Here is a 25,726-nt window from a genome sequence, read left to right as displayed (position 1 = left end):
TATCAATAAATTTCTTTGAATCTATATCTGACGCCCCGTATCGGGTTGTCCAACACCTCCCCTGCTCTGTATTTCATGCAGAGCAAGGTATGTGTTTCAGGGGGGGATGGTTCTTCTGGTGCTGTTTCCAGCGGCTACATGATGCGCTTGTTGTGCATTTCCCGAAAGGAAGTTTTGATCTCTAAGTGCAATTTTGGGGGGGATGGAGGGAATGCTTAAAAATGTTCGGGATCCTGTACCACATTTCATGCTATATGTACTGCGTGAAATTTTAGACCTTTTTAGCGGACCCTGTCCCTTTTCCGGTCTTAATACGATCAAAATTATGCTTTCTGGCGTAGTCGTTGATGGCAGTAATCAGTACTTCATGCTCGGTCAGTGACAGTGACTCAGCCAGCGCTTTTGCTCTTTCACTCAGGTGTGAACTGAGCCAGAAGCTGACTTTTGGTGGGTTGTTTTTTCTGCCGACGAGAATGAAGTCCTCTTTAGCCGGAGGAGCAGCCAGAAATTGTTCAACGGCTTGATCGTAGATTTCACCCACCGGGATATTCAGAGAGCGGGCCATTAGTTTGGCCGCGATATGATATTTACCTGGAATTATTGCACGGCGAAGTATCCGGTTGTTACGGAGTGAAGCGAGTTGATTTTTGGCTACCGAACTGTTCATTTTGCGCTCATTTTCTACCAGATCGAAAAGATCGGGAATTTGCTAAAAATACCTTGCGATACGGGCATTGTATACTGATAATAAATGATTAGTAAATGTCGCAAAGGAAGGTAAAATCATGCAGTTAAAGGTTTTTACTGAACTGGCGATCTCAGGTGGCGTTTCTGGCGTAATTATCTCAACGGATCGATCCGATGAGAGAAAGCGAAAGGTTGTGGATGTTGTGACTGTCTTCAATCAGACGGTCAGGCTTTCAACGGCGAACAAGATGCCCCGCTATTTCAGAAATACAGCTCATGCGCTGGAAACATTGTCCTCGCAAACCGGAGAACTCAAGAAAGTAAAAGTTAAGATAATCGACGAAGATGAAGTCCAGGGCTGAAAAGACAAAGGACTTTGTGCTGGTAACACAAAGTCCCTGTATTTAAGTCTTGTACAACTAGTTTGTCGAGCCGATTCGAGAGGAAGTAAGATAGACGCGTGGTAGGCGCTGGTAACGTCCGCTACAAATCAACAACAACAATGCTCTGGTAGGCACGTGTTGTCATCTTACTTCCTCTTTTGAAGGCTCGCAAGTTTTCTGCGCACCTTAAAAAGGATTTATGATGATTTTTTCGTCTAAAACGTGCTGTACGGTCTGCCCGCCTCTGGCGACTATCATTTTATGCGTACTGGATGTAACGCCATGAGCGTTCAGCCAGCTGCGTGGTCCCGCTCCTCTTCAGCTCGACGGTTGCTGAGCGAAGCGCCGTTCCTGCCGAGATGCAGTGACAACAAAACTGCCGCTATTGTCCGACCGGTGGCGTATGCCATTCGCTATCCCTATATGCAGGTTAACCGCAGTGGAATGGTGTCCTGGTTGATCTTCGATCTGGACCATTCGAATGCGAACATCTGGGACGATCAGGGACTGCCGGCACCAAACTTCATCGTCAGAAACCGTGAAAACGGTCATGCTCACCTCTACTACGCAATAATCCCAGTCTGCACAACAGAGAATGCACGCAGCCGTCCCCTGCAGTACATGAAAGCCATCTATCGTGCTATGGCCATAAAGCTCGATGCAGACGTCGCCTATTCCGGGCCTGTGGCCAAGACACCTTTCCACCCCTGGTGGGACACTACTGAGATTCATGATCGCGAGTTCGAGCTGGGTGAACTTGCTGACTATGTTGAATTACCCCAGAGGAGCTGGAGCAAGGGCCCGGACCTCGACAGCGTGGCACATTCCCGTCACTGCACCTTGTTTGAAGAGCTGCGTTATTACGCCTACTCAATTGTGGCCAGAATGCGTGAATCCTCGAGCTATCAGCGCTTCCAGCAGGAGGTCGCAGCCTATGCGCATAACCATAACAATTTCCGCGCCAGGGGCTTCAGTGCCAACCTTTCCCTTTCACAGGTCAATGCCACTGTAAAAAGCGTGTCACGGTGGACGTGGGATTTCTACACCGGTAATTCACGATGCCATCGTGGTGTGATGGGGCTGGATAAATCGCTCCCCATCGAGGAAAGACAAAGACTGTCAGCAACCAGGACGCATGAGAAACGTCGCAGTAGTACGGAAGGAAAGATTCGCCTGGCCGTGGCCAGACTGACGGAACTTGGTACTTCAATCACCCTGACTGCAATCGCAGCGGCTACTTCACTCAGCCGACAGACGGTCGCGCGATATCAGCATGTCATATCCATGAAGTTGGCCAGCAAACGGGATGTCATCCCTCTTCGGGAGGCTGTTGCCGGGCATGACCAGAACGTTAATTATGGTGTACATCAGATAACTGCCCCCAGCTTTTGTTTAGTATCCGTAACTGCCAAAGGTATAGATCCTGGTCTTGAGGGAGGTGATTCTGGGCAATCCAGCCAGATTTGGGTGCGTTCTGAAAGATGTGCAGATGATGACAGTAGTTGATCTGTTAATTGTTAATCCGAGATAGCATAAATTCCATTCAATACGTATAGCGTGATAACACTTCACAGCCTGTAAGGAATTACTTATGTCTACTCCTGTAACACCGGCAGATTACTTTCAGCCTGTTCTTGCTTCTGCACGTTTGCAAAATGAGCTTAGTGACGAATTAACTGCTTCAGATCTCCGGCTTAAAGTAGCAGAGAATCTTCGAATAAATTTCCTTCGTATTTTTCAGCCGAACACCATGACTAACATCCCGGAGCCGGCATCAATCACAACGTCTCCAGATAATGTTGAAAGGGTCGAATCTCTTTTATCTCAGCTTCATGATAGATATGCAGATTTACTTAATAAGCCTCACGTCTTTAATTATTACCTCGAGGAAGATGATCTGGCGGTAGCGGATAAATTCAGAAGCGGTGAGGCACTGCGATTTCTAACGGAAACACTTACACCGTATCTCGCGGATCTCGCAGAACGAGGTATCTGTACTGAGGACGTTCTTCAGGAGAAGTACAACGAGTTTTTGGGGATCTCTCCGGCAAACGGTACAATCGCAGCGGAAGAATTCTGGGACTCACCTGTCGTTATGTTTTATACCAGCCATATGGCATATAAAGATGCCGCGGAAAGACTGCGTATGGAGAACGAAGACACACCCGTTTCATGGTTTGAAGAACAACTAAATAGTGAGGATAATCAGTTGGATATGATAAAAGAACCTGATAGTTCAAATCTTCAAAAACCTTCAGTTTGACACCACATGTTCTCCTGGCCAGACTGGTCAGGAGAATTTATGGACTCCAAAATTTTCGTATACGAAATTCTTCGACTTGCCCTGGCCATCATCATCATCTTCGGTAAGTTCGGAAGCCCAATAAAAAAATAGAAAAGCCGGGCAACCCATCAACAAACCACCCCCGTGGAAAGGTCTTTGAGCAGCACCGGCATGTTGGCAGTATAACGGATAATACAGCTGATGCTGAATCTAAAATTAAAAAATTCAGATTACTGCAATGTGCTAAAAGTCATTTGGTCTGTCAGTTTACAGATGATATCTATCATTTGAACCAAATCAATGGACCTTAAAAACCACTTTTATATGGCGTTAACTCTGCAAATCCTGTTTAAATTTCCATTTTCACGAATAATCTGTAGTGCAGAATATTGCTCTGATTTTGGATAATGACAGTAAGCAGAGGAATCCATAATTACAAACGGAGTAATCTTGTACAGATAATTGGTCAGCGGCAGACCCGGTACATTTAGATAATCCCTGTATTCGGTATTAATGACTGGTAATGATGTTGTAGGTTTTAACGCATGAGATAGCCGATTCGTACAGGATTTAAGGTGTAACCAGAATTACGACTTAATCGTTTTTTCACCACGACATAAAATACACTTTTCACTTACTTTTGTGATTTACCACCAACTGGCTGGAGGATACAAATCGGGGGGATTTTTCGTATACGAAAAAGATGAACTTCGCTCTAACTTATAAGCCACTACATTAATGGCCATCTACCCTGCTCTGGATTCGGATGTTAAACTTTTCGTATACGAAAAACGCAGACGAGCCCCCGGCTTAACCTGGCGGTATGACCTCGGAAGAGTATTGGACGAACGAGAATATTGCGCCTAATAAATTTTCGTAGACGAAAAAAAACGTATCGCGCTTTAAAAGATTAACTGAAAACTGCTTCCCCCTTTTCCTCCCTTGCTTATATGCCTCAAAAGTTTCGTGTACGAAAAGTCATGGTCTGCCCGCCTCCCTTCCCTTCAAAAATCAATTCACTGGCTCATGTCAAATGGATAAGGGCCTGCAAATTTTCGTGTACGAAAATTCCAGGCGGTAACGGCGTGACCTGGCCGAATGATATCGGAAGTAACTCAGGTTTGCGGACAGATTCCAAGCTATACATATTTCACTAACATAGAATGATGTAGCACAGCTGAAGGAGAGCGGTAACCTGATCGCCCTCCTCTCCTCACCTGTTTATGCACCTTAAAGTTTTCGTACACGAAATTCAGGTTCTGCACACCTCCCTTCCTTTCAAAAAATCACGTGACTGGTACATACCAGATGAATAAGTATCAGCAAAATTTTCGTGTACGAATATTCAACGCGATCATAGCTCAACCTGGCCGAATGAAGTGGCAGCTCCTTCGATAGCCAAGCAGATTGCCGACTATGCTATGTTCACTGCCGAAGAACGGTGTTGTACTGCCGGAAGTGAACGGTGACCAGATTGCCCTTCTCAGCTTTCTTCCATTGAACACTGGAATTTCGTGTACGAAAATCCAGGTTCAGGTAGTTTTTACTTGTCGTTACAACTGTCTTACTGGTTCGGAGTAGGGACGTCGGCAGAAGATAAGTTTGCGTACGATAAAACGGTGAAGCCCTTCCCGGTGCTTAAGGGAATGCATCGGGAGATTAGCGAGATATTTTCGTCTACGAAAATCAGTAAGACATAATTTCATCCGGTCCGGATGATGCTAAAACGTCCGTGAGCCTGGGGTTAAAAAAGGACCAAACCTCAAAGTTTTCGTATACGAAAAATTGCTCAGGGTATCAGGGCGCCAGGTGCATTCATAACGTCATTTTTCGTCTTGAGGTATGCCTCTGCCTTGTATATTTTACCGGCAACTTAAAACCAGGTGTACGGGACATTATCGTTCAAACGCGTATCAGGAATCGACAATACAAAAAATTTTCGTATACGAAAAAGTACAAAGAATAACACAGAGCCAGCCCGGCGCATGAGTATGGGCTACGGACAACATCAGGCGAGATATAATCCAGAACCGGCCAGGGGGTATGAGTTGAAAAGCAGGGGAGTATAGCGGCAACGGACCAAAAATTTCGTATACGAAAATTTTGATCGCCGCTACCCGGAAAGAAGTGAGGTGTCCGTACTGCCAAGACGTAATGCCTCAACGGCCGTCTGACTGTCGAAACTGAAGGTGATGTGATTGCCGGCTGCAATGTCGAGAGTGAAGATACGGGTATATACCTGCGTACTCTCAGCGCACTTGTGACCCATCAGTTCCTGCAGCTCACGCTGATGCACGCGGTTATAGAGCAGGTGTACAGCAAAGCTGTGACGGAGCGTTTTCGGGTTAATGACCGGAAGCGTAAAGGTGACGCCATCCTGAGCAGCGCGGTCAACGGCACGCTTCAGCCACCGGCCAACCGTATCATGCGACTCCGGCCAGAGTGGCGCAGATTTTGCAGTAGGGAAGGTGGCAAAGAACTGGCGCATGAGTTTCGCATACGACGGATCGAACAACGGCACCGAGCGTTTAACAGCTTCATCCTTCGAAGGCCTGCCGCGGCCGCGGCTTCTCTGCTTCAGCGTTCTGAGGGTAACGAAAGGCTGAACTGCATTCATGTCAAAATCCTGGCGGGAGAGGGCGAGACCCTCGTTTGGCCGGGCGCCGGTGTTCCAGAGCGTGGAGAAATACGCCAGCTGCCGGAGATCTTCCATATACCAGAGGAGGGCAGAGACTTCCGGCGCGAGAAGATACATCGGGCCCGCGCCGCTGGCGATCACCATCCTGCGAAGGGTGATTGCCCGGTTCCAATCTGTCTGATGCCAGAGTGACGCGTTGTTCTGGTCCCCGATCACCACATGGCCTGAAAAATCGCGCAGCGCGCTACGTGAATTCTGCTGAGTCATAGCCCTGAATTTTCCTCAGAATTTAAAATCCGCACGCACCAAAATTTTCGTATACGAAATTTTTTTCGCAGGTTCAGGTACGGATAACTGTGTCTCTGTACAGTATTGTGCATCATCATTCTGGCCGCTGCACGGAAAATAAATACCTGACGGCAGATCCTCTTTGCGTAACTTTTTGCCATTATTCGAGTTTTAACGCATAAAAAAGATCCTGCGTCCCTGATTAATTCAGGTGTACGCGGCAGCGGGCCACTTTATGTTGTGGTCTGAGGTAAGGGCAGGGGGCATATCCAGGAAATTCAGGAAAACACGGGGCAGGGGAGGGCGTGCGGATCTATAACACTTTTGACGCAGAACAAGTAAAGAAAGAAGGCGTGGTGGGGAAAAGGCAAATATCACTGTACCAGCTAATATTTGCCTTTCATGTTAAGGGTTTCAGGTTCCTTCAGGAACAAAATCACCTCCGGAACTGCGTTCTGTACTGCTGGCTGCACATTCAGTAATCACTGCCTGTGCCGTTTTCTTCCGGAGAACTTTTTTCTTCAGCTGGGGCACTGCCTCACATAACGCCTTGATATGGTGAGGTTCAAGCTCCATACCTTCTTTTTTGAAGGTATCGCTGATTTTCTTGTTCCCTGCTTTACCCTGCTTCATCTCCTGAATGCGGGCGATGTTGCCGGTGAGCGTGTTGTTATCAAAAAATCCCATTTTTTACCTCTTATCAAAGGGTTAGCCGGTCTTGGATGCAATGTGTGACGCGTTGGCCAGAGTCTGACGCAGCAGCTCTTCCACTCCCCCGACAGCCTTCAGGCGTTTCTCGCGTGCGGCGCCACCAGAAATTTGTGTGCCGTCAGCCAGTGTGAGCGGCGAACACCACGGATCACGTTTAGCAGTTACCTGCTTTGGTTGAAATTTAACTACTTTACCCATCTGGGAATTCCTCTAACGGAGTGAGATTTAACATACATGTGAACCTGGGGTTCGTCATCAGTATTGGGCGAAAGGATTGCTTTGTCCATCCTGTGGATTTAAACAGCCCGTTATTGGCGTGTGGATAAAAAAATGAAAAAAAACTCGAAACTGACTGTGATGGTGGGAATTAGTGGCATTCCAGGCGCTAAAAATGGCATATTTTAAGTGCCTTTGAGACGGCGGTGGGTTTGTGTGGGACAAAATAAGGAAATTTGATTGTTTTAGCCTATCGGTTGGCAAGATTTGATTAAAACAAACATCCAAATATTTGTGACTTATGAGAGACAAACAACCATGGACAACCGTTGTGACTTTAAGACAAAATGAAGGCATAAAAAAAAATACTCAAATTTTCGTCAGTAAAATCAGGAGATTGCGATGTTTAACTTAATCATGGCCGGAGAGCCGGACGTTTTTGACCGCTGGCCGTGCATGAATCCTGAGCTTAAAGAGGGCAACGACAGCTTCTCGATGTCCCGCATACTGGAAGGCACCCCAACCAGTATCTACAGCAAATTAATACCTGTAAGACCAGAAACCCTAAAAGCACTCGCCCGGCTACCGGTATTGTTTATGACCGAAACCTATATGAAAGATGATGATAATGATAAAAACAGGTACATCAGGATCAGGCTTGGGGAAATAAGCAATTTACATAAAGATGGGGATGATATTTTATTTTCGTTTAAGATTAACCATGATTTTGGAGAAATAGAAAACCCCAAAACTGCATTATATAAGCAGGTGCTTGAACTTGGATCTTTCGGGTTGAGTCGTACCCACTGGGCTGTAAAAGATAAAAATTTGAATACTGTTCTGGAATGGCTTGGTTTAAACATTAAAACAGCCCGGTCGATTGGAAAAATAAATTTAAAAAAACAAACTTACCAGGTCATTTCGGATATCAGAGGATATCTCGAGTTTATTAAAGAAAACACTCAGGAAGGTCTCGTAACCTTTTATCGCGGACACTCTAAAAGTGCATATGAGCTTGTGCCATCTCTTTACAGAAAAAATGAAAACGGTACTCACAGACATCTGGCATCAGAGGCTGACTTAGTTCGAGAAATACTGACAGCAAGACCAAATGACTTCAGGGAAGATAATTATACGATAGATAAGCTTGTACGTATGCAGCATTACGGCTTGCCTACAAGACTCTTGGATATCACATCCAACCCACTGATAGCACTCTATTTTGCGTGCTGTTCTAACCCTGACGACAATGGCCAGGTAATATCTTTCTCAACAGAGAGAAAGAAAATAAAATATTTTGACTCTGATACAGTGAGCTGCATAGCAAACTTGTCGCTTTTATCATATGAAGAGCTTGGGAAATTATCAGCAATTGTCGACAGAAAAGATTCTTCAGAGATATCGGAACTCACTGATAAACTTGCAGACCTCATACAGAATGAAAAATCCTCCTTCAGAAACAAAATAATTTCGGATGATCTAAAAAAGGTCATTTTCCTTAAGGCTAAAATCAATAATGAACGTATACAGTCTCAGGCAGGTGCGTTTTTATTGTTCGGACTAGATCCGGTTTTACCTGAAACAGATGCTGACTTCCCTCTTAACAGAGTTGAAGTAGCCAATAAAAACAACATTCTTGTTGAGCTGGCACAGCTTAATATATCCGAAAGTACCGTCTACCCTAGTATGGAGAAAACGGCAGCGGAAATTACTAAAAGGTATTTATCATTATCATAAAGGAATTAGACAATGGCAAAGAAACCAAAAACTGCTAAAAACTCAGCCAAACAGGCACATAGAGGAAGGTTTCAGGCTCAGGGACAAAAGCTTGAATCATCAGTTGCCTGGGCTGTTCCAATACCTCCTTCAACAGAAGAGGGAAATAAAATGCTTCAGGACTTAGAATCCAAACTGCAGGCCGAGGAAGCCAAGCTTCGCCAAACAGCATTTAATGACGCAAGGAACTATATTCAGGCAGCTTACGTCGCAGGTGGAGCATATGCACCAATAAATAAAACCTTCCCTGTACGGAGCACCCGAAAAGAAAGAGTCGATTTGGAGGTCAATGGCGGGTTAGCTTTTAAAGTGGAGAAGCAAGCATGAACGATAATTTCAGTGAATCGGTAAGAAGGCTTGAAGATAAATTAGCCGCTCACAATTTCTGGCATCAAAAAATAAATGAAGTTTTACGTGATCGTGCAATATCGATGGAATATGACAGGGAAATATTAAAATTAGTTTCTCATCCTCAGGTTGCACGGGTACTAAGGTACCCTACCGAGCATCGTGGAATGAATCGAGTCATAGACTTAAAAAGAAGATGGGATGAAACCGATGGTAATCCAATATTTTATGGATATTTCCCCCGCGTACGTAGGGCTATTAGAATAATACAGTCGCCGCCTATAGATGAAACTAATCAGTTGAGCGCCTGGGTCGAGAAATCATTTACTGATTATACAAAGGAAGTGCCACGTTTTCACCCTTTTCACCCAAAAGATACGGAGGAACTTGTCCTTTATATTGAACTAAACGCAACAACTTTTCACTATGCAATGTTAATTATTTATTTCTGGGTAACGCGTCGCGTGGTACGTGGTAATACACAGGAAATTCTTATTCAGCAAATTTATGATACAAAGATTCGTGGTGAACATTCACTGGACTAAATTAAAAAAAGCGTTTCCGACAGATACTAAAGCTTAAATAGGCTCCTACTGGAGCCTTTTTCACACCTTCTGCATCTGAACAGCCTGGTTTCTCGAACCGATACTTTATCTGGAAACTTTCACCATTAGTAACACTCGTCTGACTAAATAGTCGGACTTAAAAAGGTGTGCGGGTTGTTGCTGCAGGCTGCTGAGCGTGTGCCAGGCAAGCTATCTCCTTTGATCAGACGAGTCAACCCACCTCTAATCAGGGTGTTTTTTGCACCACGAGGACGTGACCACTGCCCATAAATTACATATAATACGTATTGAGTGAAAGTTAATCTTATTTTTTGATGGAGAGGTTATGGAAACGCAAGCTAAGGTTATGAATGAGTTATTCAATAGAGTTACACAAGGGGCTCTGAATGACAGAAGTGAGCAGGAAGCCCGATTCGATAAGATACTGGGTAACATTGATGATAATGACGTACTGGTACTTACAAGTGACCCTTTCATTGTAAATAAATTAAAGGGAAACGATCCTGATAGCGCAGAAAACAAAGAATCAATAAAGTTCATTGAAAAAGAAAACAAGAGCAAAGTTTTCCTCGCTTCAGGTAAAAATTACAAAGCCTGGATGAACGAGAATAAGGAAAGAATGATTGAGCTGTTTTCCTTGGAAGACGCCTCTTCATTCGTAGCCGAATTAGCGATTCCGAAGGATGACCGTAATGCATATTACGATATTGTCGACAAAGCCCTCGAAGCGATTCGCCAGAAAACCGATGTTATGAATGCTATCAAAGAAAACTGCGCATACTCTGGAACCACTGAACCCCGAGCTGCTGCCAGATCGCAAATGAATCCATAACTATCACGCCCGGAGAAAAAAATGACTATTGATAATTCTATAGAACTGGCAAAGATTGAAGGTCAGATTGACGTTATCAGAGCCCTTTATGAGACCAAACTGATCACAGCCGAGGAGTGCGAATCGCGCCTGGGTAATGCCGTTGGTCAGTTTAGTGCTTTATATGATGCCGGAGCTGTCGACAGTAAATTTAATTACGTTCTTGCGTTATCTATCTCCAGTGCAGTAGATGAACTGAGCCTTAAATGTTATGAAAACCGGCCAGATGCTGAAGTTTGGTGGACAATGCGTAACGAGGCTAAACCCGGTGAGTTGCTTCCTGATGTTGAGGAAGTATTAGCCAGGTCCAAGAAAATCCAGGATGATGCAAAACTTAACGAAATACGTAAAGACAAGGAACTACGTGTCCTTGTGGAAGGCTGGCACACGTGTGTTGATGATGATGGTTACTCTACCTACAATGCTGAAATCGAGTTCGAGATAGGTGAGGGTGCCAATACGATTCAGGAAGCTTTAGCTTTAGTTGAGAAGTTTCAAAAAGAAACTGTTGAAACTAATCAGAACCATTTCGATGGGCACGATCCCTTGCCCGGGTACTACAGTCCCAGGTTATTTACTGTCTATAACCCAATAGGAGACCCTCTCTTTGCCGGGTTCTGGCAGTATGATAAACAGGCATACGTTGTTCCCGAACCTCTGACTGATGCTGCGTATCATGAACTTCATGATAAAAAGGCCCGTCTGAACAAAGAGCTCCCGGAAAATCAGCGTGCGGATAATTACGATACTTGCCGGCAAATAAGGGACGAGATAGTACAAATCGAGCTGAAGCTTGTAACATCTGATTTCTGGACAACGGTTAATGATTTTCCCGGTGATGCTGTTATTGGTGATTTCACCGAGTCCGTTAGAAATTTTAATGCTCAATCCGTCTCTGTTTCTGTACAATCATCAGCTCCGGTAGTACATGTTGTTTATGAAGAATTAAGTGATTCTTGCTTTATTGAAGACAGTTTGGATGAAGCAATAAAGCAAATGAATTTTTTAACCAAAGTCCATAAGTCATCAGGTCACAATTATGAAGTCTCAGTTTATGAAGTTCCTGGTGATGATAAAATTCGCAGTATGGATTCTCATGGACTAAAAGAATATTTAGATAAGTCTGAAAGCGCTAAACTATTATTTACGAATAATGAAAAGCTATTAAGTAATGCGAAAGACTATCAAAATATTGATGATGTTGTTACCGAATATAATGATAGTGATGGAGCATCAAATACCTCAGCTCCGACATTGCAATCCGCTAGTATTAAAGAGTTCTTCCAGCCTATTATGGTTTTGAATGAAGATACTCCTGCCACTGGTACAGCCCTTCTGGAGGAAGAGGTCATGGAGGCCGAGCCAGGTATTCACGAACGCGCCCACAACAGGATCAGGTTTAATTAAATACGCTTATCATGGGGGTTGGCATCCTGTGGACACCAACCCCCCTATATAAGGTTAATTACAGGTAGTGGCTTCAACAACTAAATCGGAACCCACAAGTGGGGCCCCACGATTTACTTATTGACGCATCAGCATCAGAGTCGTTAAATATTTTATTTTTTATCATTGTCGCCCTGGTCAAAAGGGTGCTGTTTTGATATTATATTCACATGGAAAAATGTTTTCCACCGGACGCCCGCCGTAATTCGGGATCGAGTTATCTTATGCAAATCTTAACTACTCATGTTGGCACTACTGCCATGTCCCATGCGACTGCATTAGCTTTCGGACGCTTTTCGAAATATGCTCCTCAAGTTATTATGAATCTTATCGAAGATAATTTATTTTCGGTGTGGAATACTACATTTAATTATTGTGAACTAAATAACCATTATGGTTATTATGTTCCTGCTGAACTGGCACTTTATACTGTTATGTCCCCCAATCAGCAAAGTTTCGTTGATGTTAATGAAACCGAGTTTGGGATTATTATCACTCAGCTTTTCCTTGTGATTATTCTTAGGGCTGCGAAAGTAAACGATATTGAAGTTGAGCGAATGATGGCTCATTTCGAAATCCTTCATGATTACGCGAAAATGGTTTGTACAAGTGATGCGTATGCATTATATGAGTCGCTGGTTTCTTTTTATAAATCTTAATTTATAACATTTTTTTAGTTTAAAAGGCCGTTTATATCTCAACGGCCTCTGTAAGCTACAGAAGGAAATACCATGAATAACGTAAATCTGAATAATCTGAATACTTTCACTTACCCTTGTCTTATTGGTAACCAGGGCGGGCGTATTGTTATCACCCTCAGTATCAATTTTGAAGAACTGATGCGTGTAATTGCAGCTGACAATTCAACTCATACTTTAAAACGTGCGCAGCGCGAACTTAACACCCGCAGGGCCGGTGCTTTTGCCAGTTACGTTTCATCGGCACTGCAGGAGAGCAAGGACTACATTATACCTCCACTGATTGGAAATATTGCCGGAGACGTCGTGGTCACCCCATCACCGGAATATTCAGGGTTTGGTACGATCACTATACCCATGAGTGCAAAAATCAGTCTGTTTGATGGCCAGCACCGTAACGCGGGTATCATGGAAGTTTGCAGACAATTTGCCAATTTACACACTGAGACGGTCACCCTGGAACTGTCGGTAAATCAGCCCCTGTTAACGCATCAGCAGTTTTTCTCAGACATCAATGGCAATGCTTCTAAGCCTAATGCCGCAATCAACCTCGCCTACGATCACACCAATGGTCTGAGCCAGCTGGTCAAGGAGGTGGTTGAGGGTAACCCGACGCTTTTCAGCAAGACGGATTTTGAGCGAACCAATATCACTGGCAGGAATGGCGCATGGTTGTCCTTTAAGGCTCTCTGCGACGCCTCAGGGCGCTTCATTCGGTTTACTGATGATGCAGACACTGTTGCTTTACGCGATGACCTTAACGCCGTCTGGCGAGCCTGGGTAGCGTTTACAGGCCTTAATGATGTTGTAAGCACTGAGTACAGTGAGTATTCAAGCGAGTGGCTGACTTTCACTGGCGTGTTGATTAACGGTTTTGGGTTTGCCGTCCAGGAGCTGCTTGAGCAAATGAGTGTTGCTGAGCTTTGTCGCCGCATGTCAGACATGGCCACGAAAACAACTCGCCGGGAACGGGATGATTTTTTCCTTTACGCGAAATGGACAGGCCTGTGCGTGAGCGCTGAGACAGGGAAGATCATAACCAGTATCCGTGGTCAACGTGCAGCCGCTTCACGGCTGGTTGAAGCGATTCTGTCTAACACTTTTTCGGTTTAACTTCTTATTCGGACACCCGCCGTCATTCGGGAGGAGAACACTATGTTTGGATTAACAAACACCAACATCATATTCAAAAATGATAAGTGGGACGATTCGCTTAACGTTTTGCGTCAGCATCAGGACCTTCAGTTTTCCGAAGCAGGCAGAGTGAGCGTTGGAGAGCTTGCAGCTAATTCCATTACCTCGATCTATAAGGCCATCACTGAGGGGTGGACTATGATGCTCGGTTACTCCAGCGGAAAGGATTCAGAGGTTCTCCTTCATTTGTTTCTTATCGCTCTCGTCCGGGCGGTACGTAACGGCAAGCTGACAAGCCGTAACCATTTCATACTTCATACCGATACCGGTGTGGAAAATCCTGAAGTTTCGTGGCTGGCCAGAAAGAAACTTGCAGCTCTGGAACAGTTTATTGAAGCTGAGCAGTTACCTCTCAGTGTTGTCATTGCCCGTCCATGTATGACCTCCAGCTGGACAGGTAGGATCCTGACCGGGCGTGGGCTACCTACCTTCACCAACAGCAGCGCCAGACAGTGCTCCCACGAGCTCAAAATAGAGTCCGCACGAAGAGCTAAATCAGCTTTCATCAGCGAGCGCGGTATCAAAGGTCCTATCTGCCTCATGCTTGGGAGCAGGGATGCGGAAAGCAAGATCAGGGCCGGTAATATTGCCAAAAAGAAGGGGCGCTCTGACACCGTGGTGAAAGGACGGCAGGGTGGCGAACTCTATCCGGTGAAGAACTGGCTGGCATCCGACGTCTGGGATTACCTGCTTATGTCTGGTGCAGACCCCAGGTATCCTTTGCCAAGCTATCTCTCTGACAATCTTGAAACAGCTGAGATGTACCGGGCGGCGACCGGTGAATGTGTCTGGACGCTGGCAGACAAAAAAAGCAGTGGTGCATGTGGAGCCAGGTTCGGGTGCTGGAGCTGCCAGGCTGTGGGTCTTGATAAGTCCATGCAAAATCTCCTTACTTCTGATGAAGAGAGGTATGGCTATATGAAGTATCTGAGCCGTATTCAAAGCTATCTTGCGAAGCGAAGATATGCATGGGAGGACCGGCACCCAGTTGGGAGGACACTTTACGGCCGTGGGTATATTAAGCTTCAGCCTGATGTTTATTCACCGGCCTTCCTGGAACGCCTGCTTCATATCTGCTGCAGCGTTGATTATGTGGAGCAACGACGGGCAAATGAGGTCTATGAAAAGCTGATGTCAGGAGAGCTTGAACAAAGCGAGGAAAATCTCAGAATGGCTGAGCCACAGTTCAGGATTGTGTCGGAAGCTGCTCTGGTTCATATCGATTTCATGTGGGGATTCCACCATTTCAATGCTTCCCCGCATCGGGCCCTGGAGATCTTTCATCAGGTGTGGACTTATGGCCAGCTTGATCTGCTCGATGACGAACCTGTAATGTTGCCGGTTCCGCGCAGCCCCATACCTGCCCCGTTATGGGTTAAAGTTGGTCACTGGGGAGACGGGTCTTTGTTTTCAGGGCTGGCCGATCCTGTTGCTGAGATGGCTTACTTCGATGGCGGAGATGACGGCCGGGCAGCACGCGTTATACGTACTGCTGAGGGTGATAAAAGAGTGGTGGCGTTTTGCCAGGAACCTGAACTTTCGGTAGATGAAGAGGCGGCTGCATTCATCGTCTGGAACGAATATGAATATCTGCAGGATAAAATACGTAACGGAGGCAGCACTCCGGGCAGTGCTGCCCAGTACTACCTGCGCTTTGGAGCAGTTCAAATCGCTGCCGGCAAAGCTGCGATGTATGATCGAATGATGCAGCGCGGACAGACACTCCACAAGATGGGGTTATCCGGGCAGCAAACGATGGAGACAGTCCGGGCCCGAAAAGATATCAGGGTCATTAGCCAGAAAAAGTTTCATTCTTTACTTGCCAGGACGTTAGAGGCCCAGCTGGTCAGATTGCGTTGGTGGAGTGCTCTGTATCTTGTTTTGTATACTGCCCGCACGAGCTGTGCATGTGACGTAAAGTACCTGGCTAAGGCGTCTGGTATGTCTGCACAACAACATGAAGCTGCATGATAATAACAAATTGAACAGGGTTCACCATGTTAGTCATTTTTCAGAATACAAATATCAACTCCAAGGGTAATAAGAAATTTACATTATCCGTTACGCAACTTGCTGAAGACTCATACTCAGTAACCCAGCGAACCTACAATGTATTTAAAGATGGTCGTGAAATTATGCAGTATGAAAAAAATACTACATTTGGTAGTGTTGCTGATCTGTTAGAAGGGGATTTCACAAAGAGCAGGCAAGGGAAAATATTCATTAAGGAATTTAATCAAAAAAGTAATTACAAATAATGCGTATATGATGATAATATTGGTGATCTAGTAATGAATCATTAATAACAAATGGTAAGGATAGTAAATGAAAAAAATCACAGTAGGGCTATTGCTGGTATTGTCATATTCCTGTTTCGCAGCCACTGAACAAACCGCAACTGTACAGATGAACAAAGTTAATGTCGAGAATAAAAACTCGCTAAGCGTAGCACAGGCGGTTGATATATATAGGGTAAATGCAAGAAACACATCCGCAATTAAAAAGACGATCTCAGAAATTGAAAAGACCGGGTTTGCCACGTCAACGGCAAACCTGAACGATCTGGAGAATATCCAGAACGGAACAATTGTTATTTTTAAACCGAGCCGGACAGGGCTTAGATTTACTCCGTCAGTACTTTCAAAAGCATTACAAAAAAACGTCAGAATTGAGAGTAGGTCAAGGCTGGAAGGAGTCATGCCTGAACGACTGTACACTCAGACTAATGATTTCAGTCTTTCAGTAATCAATACCGCCAGAGGTAAATTTGATAATGGAAGTGTTGTTCTCAATCAGTTTATTAATGCGAACAATAAAGGTAAAGAAATCGCGACCAATAATAAAGTAGGACTTCCTGAAAAAGGCGCGATCCTGAATATCATTAAGATTCAGCCTGAAACATATGTGATGGTGTTAACAACGATTTGAGACTGACTGCGGTAGAAGCCTCCCTTACAGGGAGGTTTTTATATGGCAAATTGAAGGTGGTATTTGCCAGTGGTTCTGAGATTGTACCCACGTGCAGTAACTGACCATCTTAGTATTCCAGAAAAGGAACTGTCCGACAACAGCCATTCTGCTAGCTCAGACCCCGAACAGCTAGCGGAACTGGACAGAGTTACCTGAACGTCGAGGTGGGTGTGGGAATTAAACGAAGTACGTTTAAAAAAGGCCGCTGTCGCGACCTGATTAACTAACTTGATGAACCATTAAGCGATTTTTTTCGTTCGAGATAGCGTTCCCGAACTAACATTACCGGGATAACAATCATGAAGCATGACGCAATAACGAGCATAACTGTTGCCGGATCGAGATTACTCGTATGTTCGATAAGTTTGTAAAACAGTATGGCAATCAGGATAGCCCTTATCACATGTACCTCGCATTGATGCTGGTAAGCTTATTGTTAATAGTATCGGCTAGAGCCACGAATTCTTCAATAGAAAATGACCTTTATGTCTAACTGCGCGGAGAATTAAAAGAGAGGTGTTAAAAAGGGCGCTTGCGCGGCCTGTTCCTATCTGATCACACCCTGATTCAGGTGTTTCCTGATCACCGTCTGTATTTCTTCACACTCACTTTCCAGCTCAGGGTTCTTATCGCGGTACATCGCGTACTGCTGCACCGCTTCAAATATACGACATAGAATCAGACTATCAGTCTGGTCAAGCGAGGAAAGTTCATGGGTTTTGAGTCCTATGCTATCAAGGATTTTTTCTACAGCACTCATGGTGAATACCCTTTCCGATATATTACAGCCATTCTACCAGGCCAGACCCCGCGCAGCTAGCATAACTGGACGGAATAATTTGGAAGCCTTGTACTTGTTGAGCTATGAGCATGGCAAGATTTTTCGCTTCCTCCAGCGAGGTAACGCGTGGTGAATCCAGTTCTTCAAAGTTTCTTTCCGTTTGGACGATAATGTTAATATCATATCCTGCAGAAGGAGCATCACATAAAAGATCGCATGACACCATCGAAAAATTATCATCATCCTCAGCATGCTGGCATAAAATGACCGGTGAAATTTCTATATGTGCGCTTACAGTTCCCGAGCCGAATGTCGCGTCGAGTTCACACTTTAGTTTCTGAATGTAAGCCTCAAATTCGTAATCCATTTTTTTCATTAACATTGACCATTTTTAATTGTTATATAACATCCAGCTCGCAAGTAAGCCAATAAGTATGGCGAGAAAACGAGGGAATCCGTTGAAGCAGAACGATGCGACGGAAGAAAAAATGGCCAGGCTTGCAAGAAAAAATGTCATGTCTGTCTCCAGAGAGTCTACTATAAGATGATGGGGTTTAATTGTTCAGCCATAGATTGATAATTAATCTGGTTGGTAATTGTGTTTTCCGGATTTTTTTATCGCCAGTAACAGTAACACTTGCTAGAGGCATGTTTATATTAGCGATGTCACCAGGGGAGAATAAATCCGATACAATAAAGTTTATTTCATTTGAGATTGGAGTTGCTTTAAACCTATAACCGTCAACTTCGAAATCACTCTCCACATCAAGTTTAATGCCATGCTCAAGAAGTGTCTTTTCTGCCAGGTCATAACATTTGAGGTTTACACGTTCCTGGATGTTTTCTAACCTTTTTAAAAATTGTTCTGTCACTTCCTTTAACTCGGATAGTTCGGCTGATGCATAACCGTTGTTTTCAGATTTTTCAACCCCATTTAAAATTGATTCGACGGACCACTTAATTGATGAATCATATTCAATTATATGTTTGACAAGATCAGCGCTTTGGTAAGATTTCTTTTCATCAACGTTCATCATTAATTTACTGTTAAGATTGACGATCCCATGAGCTACTGATTCTGTTTCAAGTTCCTCCAGGTTGATTTCTTCGTTAGCCAGCACTTTTAGAACGTCCTTACTCGTCATATATCACCCCAAATTTGTTTAAGATTCACAATGTAAATGTAATAACTGATCTATTTCGCGCAATCTGGCCAAATAGTTAGTGGTCATTGCATTACCAGTTTCATCATTACCAAGACCATTCTCCAACAGGTCTGAGCCAAAGTGGGAGCAGGCACAACGAAGAGTCATTGCTTGTGCATCGTTAAGTTTAGTGCCATTAATAATAATGGCCGGTTCTGCGGTTGAATTCTTTTCTACCCCCAACTCACTATCTTCAAAAGATATCTTCGCAACACCATACATAATTGCGAAAGGGATCCAGCTAATAGAATACCCTAAGAATATGCAATCAATAACGCTCGCTGTAGAATTGTATTCTCTGAATGCAAGATGTGATATTCCTGCACCAAACACTAATATCACCAAAAAGAAAGTTACCTCTAATACCCTTCGTTTATAAATAGTATAAAATAGAGCGATAGGGTAGAAAATTAAGCATGTGATCATGGCATCAATGATGTACATAGGTTCTCCTTTTATAGGCTAAGCTTTCCATTAGCTCATTTACAAAGCATGGATAGCCAAGCAGGCAAAATATGGTGCCTTAATCTTTTCGTAATCGATGTAGCAACGTAGAGATACACCGAGCATCTTAGCCGCGTTTGTTTGTGTCAGTTTATGCTCCTGTCGCCATTTCAGGAAATCTGTGTCTGATCTTCCGTTTACTTTCTTTTCGAGGGCCAGAGCAGCGAGAGCAATTATCCTGGGAGGTTCATGGGATTCATATGTAATGTAGCTTCGTACTGAAATCCCCAGTTCTTCTGCTGCGCGCTCCTGACTCCAGTCAAATCCACGGCGCCAAAGGCGTAATTCAAATCCAGTCATCTTCGTTCCTGAATGAAAGTATCACTAACAAAATCTGCAAATTCTGCATGTTTCGATTACAGCCTGTTGAGCTACAGATCGATTTTTCTTACGCGATCCATCTCCTGCAGCTTCATGTAGATAGCACGTACTTGCTTTGCATACTTCTGCCGCTTTCTTTCCTGTTCTGGGGTCTGTTTAACGCCGGCATTGTAAGCACCCACAGAGAACCAGTTGACGCCGTACTGATCAAAGTTACGACGTACAATATACGCTCCGGCATAGACGTTGATGCATGGGTTGCGCAGTAAAACATTCTTATCTATCCCAAAGTGTCTGAAGATAGAGTCAACGTTGCGGCTGTTAATCTGCATCAACCCGTAGTCATAGGTAATCGAGCCTTTGGTGTCTGGTTTGTTAACTCCGATCGCGTTACTGTTCAGGTGGCTTTCCTGTATCGCAAACGCGAGAAGCAGGAGAGGGTCCACTTTCATTGCTTCCCCGGCTTCCTTAAAGCAATATGCCTGACCCGCTGCCGGCACGAGCATAAAGATGAAAAGACAAAGGGCAAATGCTTTCATGCCGCTACCTCATAACCGACTTGAGCTGAGCAGCCAGAGCTCCCGCGTCAATATGAACCTGAACTGGTAACGACAGGACTCCCACACTCTGGAGTATCAGTATCAAAAGAATGGCTGTAAATGTGCCAGCCATTGGAAGCAGGAACAGGCGGAACAATGTACCAGAGAGCGACTTCTTCACTCTCTGGCCAACCATCTCTGCATTGTTGATCGCCTCATCAGAAGCTCCTGAAAGTGCTTTTATCGTAGAATTAAGCTGTTGGTTAAGAGTCAGACCGTTTTTACTCAGCTCATTTTTCAGAATTCGGGCAGCCATGTTTTCCAGCTCCTGCTGAGCTTGTTTCAGAATGTCTGACTGAACCTCATCCTTTAAATGAGCAATGCTTTCGTACTTCTTATCCAGTGCATCAGCTATGAGTTGAACAGATGAAATGAGTGCTTTTCTGACCCCGGTGCCCAGCTCATCAAACTGAAGAAGAAAGCTATTAATTTTCTTCTCAGTTTCTTCCATGCGTAACGAGTTTTCCTCATAGGCTTTTTTTACAGCGGTATAAACCATATAGCCGAGAATTTTGTATTCAGACTCACCACCCCGAACATCTATTTTAAACTCTTTGTAAATTTCTTCACAAAACAAGTCAAAATTATCAAAGACGCTATTCATTATTACTCCGTGCTTCTTTCGCATTAAAATTTAATGGCATCAAGTTTTGCAAATACGTCTGCAAAATGTTTTTTAATCCTGATGCGAGAGACAAAGCTAAAAATCTCACTGGATTCAACCTCCTGTAAGGTAAGTCTGTTGGTTATCATTAGAACCAAATCCTGACCCAGTAATTTCTCATTTGGTTTAGTAAGAAGCATATATGCGAGAATGCTCTGTTTATGTTCGTAGGAATCACTGTTGAGTTCAGAGTTCTTTAGCTTTTCAATTGCCGGTCCAAAGTATTCGTTGACCCAGATAATCACTGGGATACTCAGATTTTCAATGATAGCTTTCGCGCCATTAAGTGTGTCGTTGTAATCTCCTGACCCAACAATAACGGTGTGGATATACACAGAAAAATCCATACCATAAAAAATATCAAATATCTGATTCTGTACAAGATAGTTTAGAAGGTTCAGGAAAGTATTTGAACCCGTATCAACAACAACAACCTCGGCATCAGTATCAATGATTTTTTGTACGACATCATCAAGCAGGCGTGGATTTATCTCATTGAGATTATCAACCTCAGTGATTCGAAGGTGTTTAACATCGAGATTTTCGTACTGAGTAAAGGTGGTATTAACCTGATCGATGTCATAAAACGCGCACTTCTTCTTTTTATTGATTTTAAAATACATACCTAGAATCAAAGCCAGAAGCGATTTACCGCATCCACCTTTTCCCTGAATGATAAAATGTATTTGTTTTTTAAATGAAGTTTTCATTCTTTATTTCCTGCGTTGCTTTGATAGGGGGTGTACTTCGCTGTTTTTTCTGTCGGTCGCGAAAGGTCATCCAGATTCGCTAGCGCATTGGGCTGTGAGGACGTAGGTTGCTTGGGATGTAAAGTATTTCCAGCAAGTTTAGGTTTTTCGACTTCATTCTCACTTTTAGCTATCTCATCTGAACTCAACTTACGGATGTACCTTCCAACCGTGGTGCTATGAGCGGTTATGCCAATGATCTTCATGAATGCGGCAATCTGATCGTGAGAGTAACCATCTCTATGCAATAACAAAATGTATGGCTTAACAGGATCCAGTTTTGAAAATCTGTGCCCTTTCGGCTGATTGGCTTGCATGTATTCAGCAAGCTTTTCTTCGTTGTTTATCTGTTCCCCAGAAACAGAATTTACATTGCTGCTGTTTACTTTTTGCATTCCAGATAATACGCATTAGTTGTAATTTTTTTGAATGCTATGCGATAATCGATAAAAAATCAATCTTGCAAGATTATTTTTATGCTGCGTTTGTGCTGCATGACAGATGCAAGGTAATGCGAGTAACAGCGTGCTCCTGCAAGGCAATGCAAGGTTCTGCGGTAGCCTGCACTAACGCTGCGCGTGAATGCGCAACCATGCGCTGAGGGAGCGCGAGAAATGCGCGAATAATGCGGGGCAATGCGCTTTAACTGCGTTAGCACCTGTAAACAGTGCCTTAAGGGCCGTCAGACCTTAAAACACAGGCACGTTCGTCATGTTCGACAAAAACTACGTTTTTTCTCACATGACCCGCGCCAAAGGGTGCCCCTTTGAAACCCGGAGCTGACGCTCCTGAAATCAACACCATTAACTCACGTTAATTTAGGGTAGAGAGATGGCAAGGCCAACCAAGACTGAAAGCGAAAAACTAACAGAAAGAGTTGCATTCAGGGTAACCCTTGCGACCAAGAATGAGTATGAACTCCGCCTTGCGAAAAGTGGGTTATCTAAATCGGATTTCTTCCGTGAATGCGTTATGACAGATCGGACTGAGATCATTGTTCCAGCTCCTGTTACAGGTGATATGCGGGAAAGTCTTCGTTTACTGAGCAATATTGCCAATAACTGCAACCAGATTGCACATGCCTTAAATATCGCTAACCAGGCTGGGTTGATTTCAGACGCCCTGGTCGAAACAGTCCTATCAAAGGTGTCTGCTCTTTTAGAGACCGCAAAGTCACAAAGGAAATAAGAATGCTTGTTCGTGTTCGCGGATATAATAGTGGTTTCGCTAACTACCTTCGCACAGGGCAAAAGAATGGAAATCATTTGCACCGTGATGATCTTGATAAGCGCCTGATACTTTCCGGTGATCTTGATATAACGGATGCGATTGTTAACGCTATGCCTGATACCGGTGATGACCGTTATCTGCATATAGCACTTCCTTTCAAAGAAGATTATATATCAGAGGAAGTACTTAAAACAGTAGTTGAGGATTTTAAAAATAGCCTTATGAATGCGTATAACGAGGACGAGTATGCATTCTATGCCGAGGCGCATATACCAAAAATTAAAAGAGTCCTGAACGAGAAAACGGGCGAAATGGAAGACAGGAAACCACATATTCACGTTATAATACCGAAAGTGAATCTTGTTGACGGTTCGTATCTCAATCCATTAGGTTATTATCCTCATAATGAGAAGTATGTTGAAGCCATTCAGGAGTCTATCAACTATCGCTATGGGTTAGAAAGCCCAAGAGACAATCGTAGATTTAATGTTACGGATATAAGTGATTTTATATCAAAGTATAAAGGTGATTTTTTTAAATCGGATGTTAGGAATTTCAAAGAAAATTTGTTGACTGAAGTACTTTCCGATAAAGATCTTGATTACACGAAGTTTATTTCCAAACTTGATGCGCTTGGGAAAGTAAAAGTCAGAAATCCAGGTGAAAAACAGTATCTCAATGTTACTCCAGAAGGGCATGTTAAAGGCGTTAATCTTAAGGACTATGTATTCACCAAAGACTTTATTGATTTACCATATGATGAAAAATTAAGTTTCATTACATCAAGCTCAGGCCGTCGCGATGATGAGAAGAAACAGCAGGATTTTGAACGCGATGAGAAACTATTAACTGAATGGTTAAATCGTCGTAGCCATGAAATAAAACACTTTCACCCAAACTCTAAGGAGTTTAAGAAGTATAAAAAATTATCCGATAATGAAAAACAGGATGTTATTTGTAATCTGTTATCTGTGAATAAAACTCAAAAGAATCAAGTTCCCGTTTTTTCTGGTGCACGGGACATTAATATTCAAAATCTACTTATTGAAAAAATGAAGGAGAAATATAATGTCAGAAGAAAAAAAGGTAGTCAGAAATCCAGCATTTTACGCAATGATGGAACAGGGCTATTTCGACTCAACAATCAAGAAACACAAAAACTTTCCCAGTATAGCGTGCGCCAACTGCAGTTCGGGCAACTGGATTCTTCCCTCTACAAACAAACCAGGTTGCTTTTGCAAAGTAACCAATCTGTGGTCATGGATGGTGGGGAGTCCGGAATTTCCGATTCTGTGCGATACCCAATTGACCGAGCTGATGCAGGTAGAGGAGGGCGGAGAGTAATCACCGGTGACTGGCACGCACAACACGAAGCAGAAGTTCGATACACGTTTAATGACATAAACCGCAGTAGTGATAACTATCTTGAATCTGTAAGGTCTGACGTTGCTGAAAGGCTCATTGAGAAAGCCGCAACTGGAGAAGCGGATTGGCAGTTGATTCGGTCAAGGATGAATGGTCACCAATTGCTTAAAAGTCTGCAGCATTCCCACGGGCTCGATACAGCTAAGTACTCAGTGACAAAGTCCAGAAATGGGGAGGACCGCATACGTTGCGGTTCCCGCTCTTACAGCGTAAACGACTTCCTGACAAAAGAACTTAACCTCAACTGGCAGGAGGCAGGTGAATACTTAAAAATTGAATATGCCCGTCAGATCCGCAAAGAAGTTACCAATGACTTCATTGCTCCATCGCGTAGCTACTGGCATCAGTTTAAAGAGTGGGACAGAGAGCAAAATCCTTATGGCGCTGGCTGGAAAGAACTCAAAGAAAATCATGCCCGGCAGCGAACCGTGCTAAATAAATCTTTCCGACAAAAATCGTCTGAGGTTTGGAAGGATAACACCCTGACCTTGAATGAAAAAAAGAGCAATGTTGCGGCTCTTCGTCTCCAGAAGCTCAGGGCCAGGCAGGTTTTGCAGGAACAACAGAAAGAAGAACGTGCTCTTTTGAAAGAGTCCCTTTCAACTTACAATCGCTTTCTGGAATATCTCCGAATTCTTGCTGATGAAGGCGATCGCCATGCCCTCGAGGAGCTACGGAAAGCATCGAAACGGCAGACAACAAAACCAGATAGCAATTACTTCGAGTCACAGGCTGACTCCATCACGGTATTGCTGGATAAAGTAACTTATGCAGTCAAGAACAATGGTTCTGTCTCTTATCTAATTAATAACAAAGAAGCAGTTATTGATTCCCGCGAGTGGGTGTCAGTTGTGCAGAAACAAAATGATGAAGCTATTGAACTCGCTATCAGGCTGGCCCTTGAAAAAAATGGATATCGGCCTTTGACACTAAACGGAGATGAAACATTTATCGAAAATGTTCTCAGGGTTGCTAAAGAGAAGAATATTCATGTCAGCTTTGAAAGAGAAGATCTGAATAATAAATTTATATCTATGAGTGAAAAACACGAAAGCGGCATTCATATGGATAAAATGTCGCCTAAATCCAATTAATTTTGACTTTACCACACCGCCAGACCTGAGAGACACTTTGAATCGACAGCCATATATCGCGCAGCAGTCAAAGACGCG

General features: G+C 43.8%; 28 protein-coding genes. 15 read left to right on the top strand and 13 right to left on the bottom strand.

What is annotated here, in order from left to right:
- Window positions 1-271 precede the first annotated feature (271 nt).
- Entirely contained in the window at window positions 272-667 is a 396-nt protein-coding gene (locus ACQUTD_RS17540; RefSeq protein ID WP_106672333.1) for a hypothetical protein, read from the bottom strand.
- Between the two features lie 118 nt (window positions 668-785).
- Here ACQUTD_RS17540 and ACQUTD_RS17535 point away from each other — a divergent pair, with 118 nt between their 5' ends.
- The 3 genes from ACQUTD_RS17535 to ACQUTD_RS17525 all read left to right on the top strand — a co-directional run bounded on the left by ACQUTD_RS17535 (window position 786) and on the right by ACQUTD_RS17525 (window position 3,333).
- Window positions 786-1,049 carry a hypothetical protein gene (locus ACQUTD_RS17535; protein WP_045336782.1) on the top strand — a complete coding sequence of 88 codons (264 nt, stop codon included), beginning with the start codon at window positions 786-788 and terminating at the stop codon, window positions 1,047-1,049.
- Between the two features lie 303 nt (window positions 1,050-1,352).
- Window positions 1,353-2,576 (top strand): replication initiation protein, encoded by a 1,224-nt coding sequence (locus ACQUTD_RS17530; protein WP_106672331.1) that lies wholly within the window; start codon window positions 1,353-1,355, stop codon window positions 2,574-2,576.
- Window positions 2,577-2,661: 85 nt separating this feature from the next.
- On the top strand, window positions 2,662-3,333 hold the full coding sequence (locus ACQUTD_RS17525) for a hypothetical protein (RefSeq protein WP_473277368.1): 672 nt from the start codon (window positions 2,662-2,664) through the stop codon (window positions 3,331-3,333).
- Window positions 3,334-5,467: 2,134 nt separating this feature from the next.
- Here ACQUTD_RS17525 and ACQUTD_RS17520 read toward each other — a convergent pair.
- From ACQUTD_RS17520 to ACQUTD_RS17510, 3 genes are all read right to left on the bottom strand, one after another.
- Entirely contained in the window at window positions 5,468-6,259 is a 792-nt protein-coding gene (locus ACQUTD_RS17520) for a tyrosine-type recombinase/integrase (RefSeq protein WP_106672328.1), read from the bottom strand.
- Between the two features lie 435 nt (window positions 6,260-6,694).
- Entirely contained in the window at window positions 6,695-6,967 is a 273-nt protein-coding gene (locus ACQUTD_RS17515) for a hypothetical protein (protein WP_045336777.1), read from the bottom strand.
- 21 nt (window positions 6,968-6,988) lie between these two features.
- Entirely contained in the window at window positions 6,989-7,189 is a 201-nt protein-coding gene (locus tag ACQUTD_RS17510) for a hypothetical protein (protein WP_045336775.1), read from the bottom strand.
- Window positions 7,190-7,609: 420 nt separating this feature from the next.
- Here ACQUTD_RS17510 and ACQUTD_RS17505 point away from each other — a divergent pair, with 420 nt between their 5' ends.
- The 10 genes from ACQUTD_RS17505 (at window position 7,610) to ACQUTD_RS17460 (ending at window position 17,034) form a co-directional block, all read left to right on the top strand.
- Window positions 7,610-8,944, top strand: coding sequence for an FRG domain-containing protein (locus tag ACQUTD_RS17505; protein ID WP_045336774.1), 1,335 nt, complete (start codon window positions 7,610-7,612; stop codon window positions 8,942-8,944).
- 12 nt (window positions 8,945-8,956) lie between these two features.
- On the top strand, window positions 8,957-9,310 hold the full coding sequence (locus tag ACQUTD_RS17500) for a hypothetical protein (RefSeq protein ID WP_045336772.1): 354 nt from the start codon (window positions 8,957-8,959) through the stop codon (window positions 9,308-9,310).
- Entirely contained in the window at window positions 9,307-9,876 is a 570-nt protein-coding gene (locus ACQUTD_RS17495; protein WP_473277367.1) for a hypothetical protein, read from the top strand. The genes ACQUTD_RS17500 and ACQUTD_RS17495 overlap by 4 nt, the downstream gene beginning before the upstream one ends.
- 346 nt (window positions 9,877-10,222) lie before the next feature.
- Window positions 10,223-10,729: a hypothetical protein gene (locus tag ACQUTD_RS17490; RefSeq protein ID WP_473277366.1), complete on the top strand. Its 507-nt coding sequence runs from the start codon at window positions 10,223-10,225 to the stop codon at window positions 10,727-10,729.
- 21 nt (window positions 10,730-10,750) lie between these two features.
- Window positions 10,751-12,175: a hypothetical protein gene (locus ACQUTD_RS17485; RefSeq protein WP_045336767.1), complete on the top strand. Its 1,425-nt coding sequence runs from the start codon at window positions 10,751-10,753 to the stop codon at window positions 12,173-12,175.
- 263 nt (window positions 12,176-12,438) lie between these two features.
- A complete protein-coding gene (locus ACQUTD_RS17480; RefSeq protein WP_191229395.1) occupies window positions 12,439-12,873 on the top strand; it encodes an antirestriction protein in 435 nt (144 codons plus the stop codon).
- Between the two features lie 72 nt (window positions 12,874-12,945).
- A complete protein-coding gene (locus tag ACQUTD_RS17475; protein WP_106672322.1) occupies window positions 12,946-14,025 on the top strand; it encodes a DGQHR domain-containing protein in 1,080 nt (359 codons plus the stop codon).
- Window positions 14,026-14,067: 42 nt separating this feature from the next.
- On the top strand, window positions 14,068-16,077 hold the full coding sequence (locus ACQUTD_RS17470) for a phosphoadenosine phosphosulfate reductase domain-containing protein (RefSeq protein WP_473277365.1): 2,010 nt from the start codon (window positions 14,068-14,070) through the stop codon (window positions 16,075-16,077).
- Between the two features lie 26 nt (window positions 16,078-16,103).
- On the top strand, window positions 16,104-16,364 hold the full coding sequence (locus ACQUTD_RS17465; protein WP_196345455.1) for a hypothetical protein: 261 nt from the start codon (window positions 16,104-16,106) through the stop codon (window positions 16,362-16,364).
- A gap of 67 nt (window positions 16,365-16,431) precedes the next feature.
- Window positions 16,432-17,034, top strand: a complete 603-nt coding sequence (locus ACQUTD_RS17460; protein WP_106672318.1) for a hypothetical protein — start codon at window positions 16,432-16,434, stop codon at window positions 17,032-17,034.
- Window positions 17,035-17,623: 589 nt separating this feature from the next.
- Here the strand turns inward: ACQUTD_RS17460 and ACQUTD_RS17455 are convergent.
- The 9 genes from ACQUTD_RS17455 to ACQUTD_RS17415 all read right to left on the bottom strand — a co-directional run bounded on the left by ACQUTD_RS17455 (window position 17,624) and on the right by ACQUTD_RS17415 (window position 22,294).
- Window positions 17,624-17,836 carry a hypothetical protein gene (locus ACQUTD_RS17455; RefSeq protein ID WP_106672316.1) on the bottom strand — a complete coding sequence of 71 codons (213 nt, stop codon included), beginning with the start codon at window positions 17,834-17,836 and terminating at the stop codon, window positions 17,624-17,626.
- Between the two features lie 22 nt (window positions 17,837-17,858).
- Window positions 17,859-18,233 (bottom strand): hypothetical protein, encoded by a 375-nt coding sequence (locus ACQUTD_RS17450; protein WP_473277364.1) that lies wholly within the window; start codon window positions 18,231-18,233, stop codon window positions 17,859-17,861.
- A gap of 178 nt (window positions 18,234-18,411) precedes the next feature.
- Complete coding sequence (locus tag ACQUTD_RS17445; protein WP_333094956.1) at window positions 18,412-18,978, bottom strand: hypothetical protein; 567 nt, start codon at window positions 18,976-18,978, stop codon at window positions 18,412-18,414.
- Window positions 18,979-19,020: 42 nt separating this feature from the next.
- The gene (locus ACQUTD_RS17440) at window positions 19,021-19,506 is read right to left on the bottom strand and encodes a hypothetical protein (protein ID WP_473277363.1); all 486 of its coding nucleotides are present in this window, start codon (window positions 19,504-19,506) and stop codon (window positions 19,021-19,023) included.
- A 39-nt stretch (window positions 19,507-19,545) separates the two neighbouring features.
- The gene (locus tag ACQUTD_RS17435) at window positions 19,546-19,866 is read right to left on the bottom strand and encodes a helix-turn-helix domain-containing protein (protein WP_191229392.1); all 321 of its coding nucleotides are present in this window, start codon (window positions 19,864-19,866) and stop codon (window positions 19,546-19,548) included.
- A gap of 71 nt (window positions 19,867-19,937) precedes the next feature.
- Window positions 19,938-20,426 (bottom strand): lytic transglycosylase domain-containing protein, encoded by a 489-nt coding sequence (locus ACQUTD_RS17430; RefSeq protein WP_045336862.1) that lies wholly within the window; start codon window positions 20,424-20,426, stop codon window positions 19,938-19,940.
- A gap of 4 nt (window positions 20,427-20,430) precedes the next feature.
- On the bottom strand, window positions 20,431-21,090 hold the full coding sequence (locus ACQUTD_RS17425; protein WP_045336864.1) for a hypothetical protein: 660 nt from the start codon (window positions 21,088-21,090) through the stop codon (window positions 20,431-20,433).
- A gap of 23 nt (window positions 21,091-21,113) precedes the next feature.
- Window positions 21,114-21,860, bottom strand: a complete 747-nt coding sequence (locus ACQUTD_RS17420) for a P-loop NTPase family protein (RefSeq protein WP_045336866.1) — start codon at window positions 21,858-21,860, stop codon at window positions 21,114-21,116.
- Window positions 21,857-22,294 (bottom strand): hypothetical protein, encoded by a 438-nt coding sequence (locus ACQUTD_RS17415; RefSeq protein WP_045336868.1) that lies wholly within the window; start codon window positions 22,292-22,294, stop codon window positions 21,857-21,859. The genes ACQUTD_RS17420 and ACQUTD_RS17415 overlap by 4 nt, the downstream gene beginning before the upstream one ends.
- Window positions 22,295-22,730: 436 nt before the next feature.
- On the opposite strand from ACQUTD_RS17415, the gene ACQUTD_RS17410 reads away from it, so the two are divergent.
- Together ACQUTD_RS17410 and ACQUTD_RS17405 are read left to right on the top strand one after the other, a co-directional pair.
- Window positions 22,731-23,087 (top strand): plasmid mobilization protein, encoded by a 357-nt coding sequence (locus ACQUTD_RS17410; RefSeq protein ID WP_045336870.1) that lies wholly within the window; start codon window positions 22,731-22,733, stop codon window positions 23,085-23,087.
- Window positions 23,088-23,089: 2 nt separating this feature from the next.
- Complete coding sequence (locus tag ACQUTD_RS17405) at window positions 23,090-25,648, top strand: LPD7 domain-containing protein (RefSeq protein ID WP_045409459.1); 2,559 nt, start codon at window positions 23,090-23,092, stop codon at window positions 25,646-25,648.
- Window positions 25,649-25,726 lie beyond the last annotated feature (78 nt).

The organism is Enterobacter sp. K510 (assembly GCF_055804875.1).
Note: the sequence above shows the minus strand (reverse complement) of the source record. Positions and strands in the feature narration are given on the sequence as shown.

What these genes read in the sequence shown, in the direction of transcription:
- ACQUTD_RS17540 (WP_106672333.1), bottom strand. Translation starts at nt 667, where the DNA reads ATGAACAGTTCGGTAGCCAAAAATCAACTCGCTTCACTCCGTAACAAC.
- ACQUTD_RS17535 (WP_045336782.1), top strand. Translation starts at nt 786, where the DNA reads ATGCAGTTAAAGGTTTTTACTGAACTGGCGATCTCAGGTGGCGTTTCT.
- ACQUTD_RS17530 (WP_106672331.1), top strand. Translation starts at nt 1,353, where the DNA reads ATGAGCGTTCAGCCAGCTGCGTGGTCCCGCTCCTCTTCAGCTCGACGG.
- ACQUTD_RS17525 (WP_473277368.1), top strand. Translation starts at nt 2,662, where the DNA reads ATGTCTACTCCTGTAACACCGGCAGATTACTTTCAGCCTGTTCTTGCT.
- ACQUTD_RS17520 (WP_106672328.1), bottom strand. Translation starts at nt 6,259, where the DNA reads ATGACTCAGCAGAATTCACGTAGCGCGCTGCGCGATTTTTCAGGCCAT.
- ACQUTD_RS17515 (WP_045336777.1), bottom strand. Translation starts at nt 6,967, where the DNA reads ATGGGATTTTTTGATAACAACACGCTCACCGGCAACATCGCCCGCATT.
- ACQUTD_RS17510 (WP_045336775.1), bottom strand. Translation starts at nt 7,189, where the DNA reads ATGGGTAAAGTAGTTAAATTTCAACCAAAGCAGGTAACTGCTAAACGT.
- ACQUTD_RS17505 (WP_045336774.1), top strand. Translation starts at nt 7,610, where the DNA reads ATGTTTAACTTAATCATGGCCGGAGAGCCGGACGTTTTTGACCGCTGG.
- ACQUTD_RS17500 (WP_045336772.1), top strand. Translation starts at nt 8,957, where the DNA reads ATGGCAAAGAAACCAAAAACTGCTAAAAACTCAGCCAAACAGGCACAT.
- ACQUTD_RS17495 (WP_473277367.1), top strand. Translation starts at nt 9,307, where the DNA reads ATGAACGATAATTTCAGTGAATCGGTAAGAAGGCTTGAAGATAAATTA.
- ACQUTD_RS17490 (WP_473277366.1), top strand. Translation starts at nt 10,223, where the DNA reads ATGGAAACGCAAGCTAAGGTTATGAATGAGTTATTCAATAGAGTTACA.
- ACQUTD_RS17485 (WP_045336767.1), top strand. Translation starts at nt 10,751, where the DNA reads ATGACTATTGATAATTCTATAGAACTGGCAAAGATTGAAGGTCAGATT.
- ACQUTD_RS17480 (WP_191229395.1), top strand. Translation starts at nt 12,439, where the DNA reads ATGCAAATCTTAACTACTCATGTTGGCACTACTGCCATGTCCCATGCG.
- ACQUTD_RS17475 (WP_106672322.1), top strand. Translation starts at nt 12,946, where the DNA reads ATGAATAACGTAAATCTGAATAATCTGAATACTTTCACTTACCCTTGT.
- ACQUTD_RS17470 (WP_473277365.1), top strand. Translation starts at nt 14,068, where the DNA reads ATGTTTGGATTAACAAACACCAACATCATATTCAAAAATGATAAGTGG.
- ACQUTD_RS17465 (WP_196345455.1), top strand. Translation starts at nt 16,104, where the DNA reads ATGTTAGTCATTTTTCAGAATACAAATATCAACTCCAAGGGTAATAAG.
- ACQUTD_RS17460 (WP_106672318.1), top strand. Translation starts at nt 16,432, where the DNA reads ATGAAAAAAATCACAGTAGGGCTATTGCTGGTATTGTCATATTCCTGT.
- ACQUTD_RS17455 (WP_106672316.1), bottom strand. Translation starts at nt 17,836, where the DNA reads ATGAGTGCTGTAGAAAAAATCCTTGATAGCATAGGACTCAAAACCCAT.
- ACQUTD_RS17450 (WP_473277364.1), bottom strand. Translation starts at nt 18,233, where the DNA reads ATGAAAAAAATGGATTACGAATTTGAGGCTTACATTCAGAAACTAAAG.
- ACQUTD_RS17440 (WP_473277363.1), bottom strand. Translation starts at nt 19,506, where the DNA reads ATGTACATCATTGATGCCATGATCACATGCTTAATTTTCTACCCTATC.
- ACQUTD_RS17435 (WP_191229392.1), bottom strand. Translation starts at nt 19,866, where the DNA reads ATGACTGGATTTGAATTACGCCTTTGGCGCCGTGGATTTGACTGGAGT.
- ACQUTD_RS17430 (WP_045336862.1), bottom strand. Translation starts at nt 20,426, where the DNA reads ATGAAAGCATTTGCCCTTTGTCTTTTCATCTTTATGCTCGTGCCGGCA.
- ACQUTD_RS17425 (WP_045336864.1), bottom strand. Translation starts at nt 21,090, where the DNA reads ATGAATAGCGTCTTTGATAATTTTGACTTGTTTTGTGAAGAAATTTAC.
- ACQUTD_RS17420 (WP_045336866.1), bottom strand. Translation starts at nt 21,860, where the DNA reads ATGAAAACTTCATTTAAAAAACAAATACATTTTATCATTCAGGGAAAA.
- ACQUTD_RS17415 (WP_045336868.1), bottom strand. Translation starts at nt 22,294, where the DNA reads ATGCAAAAAGTAAACAGCAGCAATGTAAATTCTGTTTCTGGGGAACAG.
- ACQUTD_RS17410 (WP_045336870.1), top strand. Translation starts at nt 22,731, where the DNA reads ATGGCAAGGCCAACCAAGACTGAAAGCGAAAAACTAACAGAAAGAGTT.
- ACQUTD_RS17405 (WP_045409459.1), top strand. Translation starts at nt 23,090, where the DNA reads ATGCTTGTTCGTGTTCGCGGATATAATAGTGGTTTCGCTAACTACCTT.